This is a genomic window from Streptomyces sp. NPDC060000, from assembly GCF_042737375.1.
In the GTDB taxonomy this organism is placed as follows: Bacteria; Actinomycetota; Actinomycetes; order Streptomycetales; family Streptomycetaceae; genus Streptomyces.
On record NZ_JBHWUU010000144.1, the window covers coordinates 1 to 10,591 of the forward strand.

3 protein-coding genes are annotated in these 10,591 nt (G+C 74.6%); all 3 read left to right on the forward strand.

Going from position 1 to position 10,591, the window contains the following annotated elements; all coding sequences use genetic code 11:
- The coding region (locus ACFWBB_RS41475; protein ID WP_385284141.1) for an SDR family NAD(P)-dependent oxidoreductase at window positions 1-3,186 on the forward strand (3,186 nt) is incomplete at its 5' end.
- Window positions 3,187-3,216: 30 nt separating this feature from the next.
- The gene (locus tag ACFWBB_RS41480; RefSeq protein WP_385284144.1) at window positions 3,217-9,594 is read left to right on the forward strand and encodes an SDR family NAD(P)-dependent oxidoreductase; all 6,378 of its coding nucleotides are present in this window, start codon (window positions 3,217-3,219) and stop codon (window positions 9,592-9,594) included.
- Window positions 9,595-9,641: 47 nt separating this feature from the next.
- The coding region (locus ACFWBB_RS41485) for a beta-ketoacyl synthase N-terminal-like domain-containing protein (protein WP_385284147.1) at window positions 9,642-10,591 on the forward strand (950 nt) is incomplete at its 3' end.

Genomic DNA, 10,591 nt, shown 5'->3' on the forward strand with positions numbered 1-10,591 from the left:
ACGAAGCGGCTGCGGGTGAGTCATGCGTTCCACTCGCCGTTGATGGAGCCGATGCTCGAGGAGTTCTCGGCGGTGGTGGCCGCGCTGTCGTTCACCGCACCGAAGATCCCGCTCGTGTCGACGGTGAGCGGCCGCGTCGATGAGGACTTCACCGATCCCGGCTACTGGGTGCGTCAGGTGCGTTGCCCGGTCCGTTTCGCCGACGCGGTGGGCGCGCTCTTCGACCAGGGTGTGACGGGGTGTGTGGAGGTGGGCCCCGACGCGGTGCTGACGCCGATGGCGGAGCCGGCCGCGGCCGAGGGCACACGGCTCGTGGCACTGCAGCGCCGCGACCGCACGAGCGTCCAGGCCCTGCTGGCCGGGCTGGGTGAACTGTGGACGACCGGCACACCCGTCGACTGGAACGCCCTGTTCGCACTCCACGGCGGCCAGGCGGCCGACCTGCCCACCTACGCCTTCCAGCACCAGCGCTACTGGCTCGACACACCCGAGCCCGCCGTGCGCACCACGCCCGGCCTCGTCGCTGCCGGCCATCCCCTGCTCACCCTGGGCATACCGCTGGCCGACTCCGACGCCATGGTGCTCACCGGCTCACTGTCCCCGCACCGGCACGGCTGGCTGCGCCAGCACGTCATCGCCGGTACGGCCCTGCTGCCCGGCGCCGCCTGGCTGGACCTGGCCCTGCACGCCGGGGCACAGGCCGGATGCGAGGTACTGCGGGAACTGACCCTGGAAGCCCCCCTGCCGCTGCCCGACGACACCTCGGTGGCGGTGCAGATCACCCTCGACGCCCCCGACGCATCCGGCGAGCGGGAGATCCGCATCCACGCCCGGCACAGCGACGGCGAACCGTGGACCCGGCACGCGCGCGGCACACTGAGCGCGGACCCGGCCCCCGGCGGCGTCCCGCTCGACCAGTGGCCGCCCCCCGGCGCCGAGGAACTCGCCGTGGACGGCCTCTACGACTGGTTCGCCACCCACGGCTTCGAGTACGGCTCCGCCTTCCAGACGGTGCGCCGTGCCTGGCTGCTCGACGGGGAACTGTACGCGCAGCTCTCCCTCGACCCCGGGCAGGAAGAGGCCGCCGCCGCGTACGGGATCTATCCGCCGCTGCTCGACGCGGCCCTGCACAGCGCCAAGCTGCCGGTACGCGACGAGGGACCCGACCAGCGGCTGCCGTTCGAGTTCGGCGGGGTGGTGCGGCACGGCGACGGCATCGCCGCACGGGTGCACCTGGCCCCGCAGGACACCGACCGGATCGCGGTGCGCGTCGCGGACCCCCTCGGCCGGCCCGTGCTGAGCATCGGCTCCCTCCACCTGCGCGCCCCCTCGCCCGACACCCTCCTGGCGATGCGCTCACGCTCCCTGTACGAGGTCCGGTGGAACCCGCTGCCCGCGCCCCTGCCGCAGTCCGGCACCGACCGGTGGGTCGCCCTGGGCGGCACGGACGGCCTCGGACTGCCCCTGCCCCACTACAGCGGCCTGGACGCGCTGCGCGGCGCCCTGGACGCGGGGACCCCGGCACCCGAGGTGGCGGTGCTGCCCCTGGCCTCGCCCGGGACCGACGCGCCGGCCGTGCACAGCGCGGTCACCACCGTGCTGGGCATCGCCCAGGACTGGCTGGCCGACGAGCGCCTGGCCGGCTCACGGCTGCTGGTGCTGACCCGGCAGGCGGTCGCGGCCGGCGAGGGCGAGACACTGTCCGATCCGGCGCACGCCGCGGTCTGGGGCCTGCTGCGCTCGGCCCAGAACGAGCACCCCGGGCGTTTCGTCCTCGCCGACACCGACGCCACCCAGGCATCCGCGCACGCCCTGGCGGGCGTACTCGCGGCCGGCGAGACGCAGTCGGCACTGCGGGCCGGCACCGTGCGCGTACCGCGGCTGGCCCGGGCGGCCGGCCCGCCCGCCCCGGCCGGCCCGCCGGCCGCCCTCGAGGGGACCGTGCTGATCACCGGTGCCACCGGAGCGCTCGGCACCCTGCTCGCCCGGCACCTGGTCACCGCCCACGGCGTACGCCGGCTGCTGCTGACCAGCCGGCGCGGCAGCACCCCGCAAAAGCTGGTCGAGGAGCTCACCGCGCTGGGCGCGCAGGTCCGCGTCGCCGCCTGTGACGCGGCCGACCGGCAGGCGCTGGCGGACCTGCTGCGCGGCGTGCCCGATCTGAGCGCCGTCGTGCACACGGCCGGAGCCACCGCCGACGCCGTCCTGGCCGCGCTGAGCCCCGAGCAGGTCGACACGGTGCTGCGGGCCAAGGCGGACGCGGCGCTCAACCTGCACGAACTGACCCGGACCAGCAGCCTGGCGGCGTTCGTGCTGTTCTCCTCGGCCGCGGGCACCCTGGGCACCCCCGGCCAGGCCAACTACGCGGCCGCCAACGCCTTCCTGGACGCGCTCGCCGTGCGCCGGCAGGCCGACGGGCTGCCCGCGGTGTCCCTGGCCTGGGGCCTGTGGGACACCGACGCCGGCATGGCCGGCGCGCTGCAGAGCGCCGACCGCCGCCGCCTGGCCCGCCACGGCATCACCCCGATGCCCCCCGCGGAGGCGCTGCACCTGTTCGACCTGGCCTGGCGCGGCCCAAGCGCCGTACTGCTGCCGGCACGGCTGAACGTCCCGGCCCAGGACACCCCACCGCTGCTGCGCGACCTGGCCCCGGTGCGCCGCCGGCCTGCGCCCGCCACAAGCACCGACCCGGTACAGGGCTTCACCCGGCGCCTCGCCCAGGCCGGCGCACCGGAGCGCGCCGACCTGCTCCTGGACCTGGTGCGCACCCGGGCCGCCGCCACCCTCGGACTGCCCGGCGCCCACGCCGTCGACCCCGAACGGGGCTTTCTGGACATGGGCTTCGACTCGCTGACCGCGGTCGAGCTGCGCAACCGGCTCGCCAAGGACACCGGCCTGCGGCTGGCGACGGCCATGCTCTTCGACCACCCCACCCCGGCCGCCCTGGCCGAACGCCTGGGCGCCGAACTCGCTCCGGCCGGCCCCGCCCCGCTGAAGGAACTCGACCGCCTCGAGGCCGGCCTGGCCGGCCTGGACGGCCTGGACCCCGGCGAACGCGCCGCGTTCGCCGAACGGCTGCGCGCCGTCGCCGACCAGCTGGCCGCACCGCCCATCGCACAGCGCGTCGACACCGCCACCGACGACGAAATCTTCGACTTCATCGACAACGAGCTCGGAATCTCCTGACTTCCGCACCGCCGCTGGAGGGCGGACTTCATGGCCAACGAAGAAAAGCTCCGCAGCTACCTCAACCGCGTCACCACCGACCTGCACCACAGCCGCCGCCGGCTGCAGCAGCTGACCGAACCCATCGCGGTGGTCGCCATGTCCTGCCGCTACCCCGGCGGCGTGCGCGACCCCGAGGAACTGTGGCAGCTGCTGGACGCCGGCACCGACGCGGTCTCCGAGTTCCCCGCCAACCGCGGCTGGGACATCGACACCCTCTACGACCCCGACCCCGACACGACGGGCACCACCTACGCCCGCCACGGCGGATTCCTGCACGACGCCGACGAGTTCGACGCCGCGGCCTTCGGGATCTCACCGCGCGAGGCACTGACCACCGACCCGCAGCAGCGCCTGCTGCTGGAACTGTCCTGGGAGGCGTTCGAACGGGCCGGCCTGGCCACCACGGCGGTCCGCGGCAGCCGCACGGGCGTCTTCGTCGGCGTCATGTACAACGACTACGGCTCGCGCATGCACACCATGCCCGCGGACGTCGAGGGCTACATCGGCAACGGCAGCGCCCCCAGCATCGCCTCGGGACGCATCGCCTACACCTTCGGCCTCGAAGGACCCGCCGTCACCCTGGACACCGCCTGCTCCTCGTCACTGGTCGCGGTGCACCTGGCCGCGCAGGCGCTGCGCCGCGGCGAATGCTCGCTGGCCCTGGCCGGCGGAGTGACCGTCATGTCGACCCCCACCACCTTCGTGGAGTTCAGCCGGCAGCGCGCACTGTCCGCGGACGGCCGCTGCAAGGCGTTCTCCGCCGACGCCGACGGCACCGGCTGGGCCGAGGGCGCAGGCCTCCTCGTCCTGGAAAAACTCTCCGACGCCCAGCGCAACGGACACCGCGTCCTGGCCGTGATCCGCGGCTCGGCGGTCAACCAGGACGGCGCCAGCAGCCGGCTCACCGCACCCAACGGAGCCGCCCAGCGCCGGGTGATCCAGCAGGCCCTGCAGGACGCCGCACTGGGCCCCGCCGACGTCGACGCCGTCGAGGCACACGGCACCGGCACCCGCCTCGGCGACCCGATCGAGGCCGAAGCCCTCCTGGACACCTACGGGCAGGGCCGCGACACCCAGCGCCCGCTGTGGCTGGGGTCGCTGAAGTCGAACATCGGCCACACCCAGGCCGCCGCCGGGGTGGGCGGCATCATCAAGATGGTGCAGGCGCTGCACCACGAGACGCTCCCGCAGACCCTGCACGCCCACCAGCCCACCCGCGAAGTCGACTGGGACGCGGGAGGGGTGGCATTGCTGAACCAGCCGCAGCCCTGGCCCCGCGGTGAGCGCCCGCGCCGCGCCGCGGTGTCCTCCTTCGGCATCAGCGGCACCAACGCGCACATCATCCTGGAGGAGCCCCCGGCCACCGGACCCCAGGAGGAGCCGCAGGCCCTGCACACGCCGGGCCTGGGCGCCACCCAGCCGTGGCTGCTGTCGGCCAAGAGCCCCGACGCCCTGCGCGAGCAGGCCCGCCGCCTCACCGAACTGCTACGGCGCGAAGACAGCGCGAGCCCGGCCGAGATCGGCCACGCGCTGGCCACCACCCGCTCCTGCTTCGAGCACCGCGCGGCCGTCGTCGGCGAGAGCCGCGAGGACTTCCTGACGGGCCTTGCCGCGCTCGCCCAGGACACCACGGCCGCCGGCGTCGTGCGCGGACACGCCCGGCAGACCAAGGTGGCGTTCGTCTTCCCCGGACAGGGCTCGCAGTGGCACGGCATGGCCACCGAACTCCTCGCCACCTCCACGGTGTTCGCGCAGCGCATGGACGAATGCGCGAACGCCCTCGCCCCCCACACCGGCTTCGACCTCCTGGCATGCCTGCGCGGCACGGACCGCGACTGGCTCACCCGGGTGGACATGGTCCAGCCGGCCCTGTTCGCGGTCATGGTGTCCCTGGCGCAGCTCTGGCAGAGCTACGGAGTGCGGCCCGCCGCCGTCATCGGCCACAGCCAGGGCGAGATCGCCGCGGCCTGCGTCGCCGGAGCACTCACCCTCGAGGACGCGGCGAAGGTGGTGGCACTGCGCTCCAAGGCACTGACCGCCCTCGCCGGCCAGGGCGGCATGCTCTCGGTGGCCCTGTCCGCCGCCGCCCTGGACCCCCTGCTCGCCGCCCGGCCGGGCCGCCTGTGGCTCGCCGCGGTCAACGGCCCGCAGGCCTGCGTCGTCTCCGGCGACCCGGCCGCGCTGGACGAACTGGACGCCCGGCTGCGCGCCGACACCGTACGCACCCGCCGCATCCCGGTGGACTACGCCTCGCACTCCGCACACGTCGAGACGATCCGCGCACACCTCCTGGCCGAACTGGCGGACATCACCCCGCGCCGCGCCCCCGTCACCTTCTGCTCGACCGTCACCGGCAGCCCACTGGACACCACCGGCCTGGACGCCGACTACTGGTACCGCAACCTGCGCGGCACGGTCCTGCTGGAGAAGGCCACCCGCACCCTGCTGGAGCAGGGATACCGCACCTTCGTCGAGACCAGCCCGCACCCCGGCCTGACCATCGCCCTGCAGGACACCGCCGCCGACACCGGGCACGACGCCGCCGTCGTGGAAACCCTGCGCCGCCACGACGGCGGACCGCGCCGCTTCCTCACCTCCCTGGCGCAGGCACACGCCCACGGCGTGCCCGTGCAGTGGGGCTACCAGGGAACATCCCGCCTCGCCCTGCCCACCTACGCCTTCCAGCGCGAACGCCACTGGCTTCCCGCCCCCGACCCGGCCGCCGCCGACGCCGGCTCGCTCGGCGTCAGCCCGCTCCAGCACCCCCTGCTGCGGGCCGCGGTGCCCGCGGCCGCCGGCGGGGAACTCGTCCTCACCGGACGGCTGTCCGCGCGCACCCAGCCCTGGCTGAACGACCACCGGCCGGCCGGCCGGCCGGTCGTACCCGGCACCGCCGTCGTGGAACTGGCCCTGGCGGCCGGCGCGCACGTCTCCTGCGACCTGGTCGAAGAACTCACCCTGCGCGCACCGATGCTGCTGCCCGACCAGGGCGGCCTGCAACTGCAACTGCGCCTGCCGCCGCCCGAGGAGGACCTGACCCGCCGCCTGGAGCTGTACGCGCGCCCCGACGACGGCCCCACCTGGACCCACCACGCCTCCGCCGTCCTGGCGCCGACCGCCGAGACCCCCCTCGACCCGCCCGCCCGGGCAGCCGTATGGCCGCCGCCCGGCGCCCAAACCGTCGACATCACCGGCTTCTACGACAACCTGGCCGCACACGGCTACCACTACGGGCCCGCCCTGCGCGGCCTGCGCGGCGCCTGGCAGCGCGGCCGGGAACTCTTCGCCGACGTGGCCCTGGACGCCACCGAACGCACCGGCGCCGCCTCCTACCTGCTGCATCCCGCGCTCCTGGACGCCGCCCTGCACATCATCGCCGTCCAGGGCGGCGTCCAGGAGCTGCGCCTGCCGTTCTCCTTCACCGGCGTACGCCTGCGGGCCACCGCCGCCACGTCCCTGCGCGTCCACATCACCCCCGGCGCGGCCGACACCTACCGCGTCGAACTGGCCGACGCCGAGGGCCCGGTCGGCTCCGTCACCGCACTCGCCCTGCGCACCGTCACCGCAGACCAGCTCAGCCCCCCGCACGACGACGCACTCCTGCGCCTGCACTGGCCCCCCCTGCCCACCCCCGACGCGCCCGCCCCCTCCCCGCACTGGGCGGTCCTGGGGCCGCGCCCGGTGCTGCCCGGCACCCCCCACTACCCGGACCTGGCCGCCGTACCGCACAGCGCCACCACCGTCGTCGCCGACCTCACCCAGCCGTGCGCGACACCCCGCGAAACGGCACACCGCACCCTGGCCCTGCTGCAGGCCTGGCTCGCCGACACACGCTTCGACCAGGCCCGCCTCGTCCTCCTCGCCGGCCCCGCCGAAGACCCCGCCCACGCCCCGCTGTGGGGCCTGGCACGCTCCGCACAGTCCGAACACCCCGGCCGCTTCACCCTGGTCACCTGCGACGAGGAATCCCGCGACCTGCTGCCCGCCGCCCTCGCGAGCGGCGAACCGCAGCTCGCCCTGCACGCGGGCACCGTCCTGGCGCCGCGCCTGGCCCGCGGCGCCGACCCCGCCGACCTGAGCGTCCCGGCCGGCCACGAGCAGGCGTGGCGGCTGGACTTCGCCGGCCGCCAGACCTTCGACAACCTCGCCCTCGTGCCGAGCCCGCGGGCGGCCGCCCCGCTCGCCCCCGGACAGGTACGCATCGCCGTACGCGCGGTCGGACTCAACTTCCGCCACGTGCTCATGACCCTCGGCATGGTGCCCGCCATCGAGAACCTGGCCGGCGGCGAGGGCTCCGGCGTCGTCCTGGAAACCGCATCCGACGTCACCGCGTTCGCCCCCGGCGACCGGGTGATGGGCCTGTTCAGCGACACCGGCAGCGGACCGGTCACGGTCGCCGACCACCGCCTGCTCACCACGATCCCCGACCACCTCGGCTTCGCCCAGGCCGCCGCGATCCCCGTGGTCTACCTCACCGCCTACTACGGCCTCAAAGACCTCGCCGGCCTGAGCGCCGGACAGTCCCTGCTCGTGCACACCGCCGCGGGCGGCGTCGGCATGGCCGCCGTCCAGCTCGCCCGCCACTGGGGCGCACACGTCTACGCCACCGCCAGCCCAGGCAAATGGCAGGCGCTGACCGCTCTGGGGGTGAACCCGCAGCGGATCGCCTCCTCCCGCCACCTGGACTTCGAAGAACACCTCACCCGCGCCACCGAAGGCCGGGGCGTGGACGTCGTCCTCAACTCACTGGCCCGCGAGTACGTCGACGCCTCACTGCGGCTGCTGCCCCGCGGCGGACACTTCCTCGAAATGGGCAAGACCGACATCCGCGACGCCGACGCCGTGAGCGCACGCCACCCCGGCGTGCACTACCAGCCCTTCGACATCGCCGAACCGAGCCCGCAGCGCATCGGCGAGATCCTCACCGACGTCGCCCGCCTCTTCACCGCAGGCACCCTGCAGCCCTCACCGCTGACCTGCTTCGACATCCGCCAGGCACCCCAGGCGTTCCGCCTGCTGGGCCACGGCCGCAACATCGGCAAGGTCGTCCTGACCGTGCCCGCCCCGCTGGACCCCGACGGCACCGTACTGATCACCGGAGGCCTGGGCACCCTCGGCGCACTGATCGCCCGGCACCTGGTCACCGCCCACGGCGTACGCCACCTGCTGCTGACCGGACGCCGCGGCCCCGACACTCCCGGAGCGGCCGAACTGCGCGCCCAGCTGCAGGAACTGGGCGCCCAGGTGACACTCGCCGCCTGCGACGCCGCCGACCGCGAGGAACTGGCCGCCTGCCTGGCCCTGGCCCGCACCCCCCTGACCGCCGTCGTCCACGCCGCCGGAGCACTCGACGACGGCCTCCTGGACACCATGACAGCGGCCCGCATCGACACCGTGTTCGCCCCGAAAGCGGACGCCGCCCGCCACCTGCACGAACTGACCCGCCAGGCCGACCTGTCGGCGTTCGTGCTGTTCTCCTCCGCCGCGGGCACCCTGGGCGGCCCCGGCCAGAGCAACTACGCCGCCGCCAACGCCTACCTGGACGCCCTGGCCCACCAGCGCGCACGCGACGGACTGCCCGCCACCTCGGTCATCTGGGGACTGTGGGCCGAGCGCAGCGGCATGACCGGCCACCTCGACGACGCCGACCTGCGCCGCCTGCGCCACGGCGGACTCCTCCCGCTCACCAGCGACGACGGCCTCACCCTCTTCGACGCAGCCCTGCACAGCCCGCAGGCCGTCACCGCGGCCATCCCCCTCGACCTGCGACACGCCGACCCCGCACACATGTCGTCCCTGCTGCGCCCCCTCGTGCGCAGGCCCGTCCGGCGCAGCGCGAGCCCGGCCGGCGAGACCGCCGGCCACGCCTCCCTGCGCGCCCGCCTGGAACAGGCACCCGCCGCGGAACGCGGACGCCTCCTGCTCGACCTGGTACGCGGCGAGGCCGCCGCCGTCCTGGGCCACTCGGCCGCCGCGGCCGTCCCCGCCGAACAGAGCTTCAAAGACCTCGGCTTCGACTCACTGACCGGCGTGGAACTGCGCAACCGCCTCAACGCGGCCGTCGGACTGCGCCTGCCCGCGACCATGGTCTTCGACCACCCCACGGCCGACGCCCTGAGCGCCGAACTGCTCTCGCGGCTCTTCACGGACGAAAGCACCGCCCGCCCGGCCGTGCACGACGCCCTCGACGCCCTGGACGTCGTCCCCCTCGACGACACCGTCGACGGGGCCGCCGTCGAACGGCTGCAGGGCCTGCTGCGCAAGTGGCAGGCCGCCGCGGCAGCCGGCACCGGCACCCAGGACGACGTCGACCAGGCCACCGACGACGAGCTGTTCGACATCCTCGACAGCGAACTCCGCCTCTGACGCGAGCGGCACCCCGCCACCACCCACCCCCTTGAAGGACAAAAACCATGACAGCTTCGCCAGAGCGGGTCGTCGCAGCACTGCGCTCCTCGCTGAGGGAGAACGAGCGCCTGCGCCTGGAGAACCAGCACCTGGCCGAGGCCGCGCACGAGCCGGTCGCGATCGTCGGCATGGCCTGCCGCTTCCCCGGCGGCGCACACACCCCCGACGCCCTGTGGGAACTGGTGGCGCACGGCCGCGACGCCGTCGGCGCCTTCCCCGCCGACCGCGGCTGGAGTCTCGACTCCCTCTACGACCCCACCGGCTCCACCCCCGGCACCAGCTACGTCGACGTGGGCGGCTTCCTGCACACGGCCGCCGACTTCGACGCCGCCTTCTTCGGGATCTCCCCGCGCGAGGCGCTCGCCATGGACCCCCAGCAGCGGCTGCTCCTGGAGACGTCCTGGGAGGCCCTGGAATCGGCCGGCCTGGACCCCTCCTCCCTGCGCGGCCACCGCACCGGCGTCTACGTCGGCGGCCAGGCCACCGACTACGGCCCGCGCGAGCACGACGCCGCCGAAAACATGAGCGGCTACCTCATCACCGGCCTCGCCCCCTCCGTCCTGTCCGGCCGCATCTCCTACACCCTCGGCCTCGAAGGCCCCGCCGTGACGGTGGACACCGCCTGCTCCTCGTCACTGGTCGCCCTGCACCTGGCCGTGCAGTCCCTGCGCCGCGGCGAATGCGACCGGGCACTCGCCGCCGGCGCGACCGTGATGGCCAGCCCCATCGCCTTCGTCGAGTTCAGCCGCCAGCGCGGAATGGCCCCCGACGGCCGCTGCAAGGCCTTCGCGGAGGCCGCCGACGGCGCCGGCTGGGCCGAGGGCGCAGGCGTCCTCGTCCTTCAGCGCCTCTCGGACGCGCAGCGCGCGGGGCACCGGGTCCTCGCCGTGGTACGCGGCACGGCGGTCAACCAGGACGGCGCCAGCAACGGCCTGACCGCCCCGAACGGCCCCTC

Excerpts from the sequence above, each read along its gene's own strand:
- ACFWBB_RS41480 (WP_385284144.1), top strand. The coding sequence starts at position 3,217 with ATGGCCAACGAAGAAAAGCTCCGCAGCTACCTCAACCGCGTCACCACC.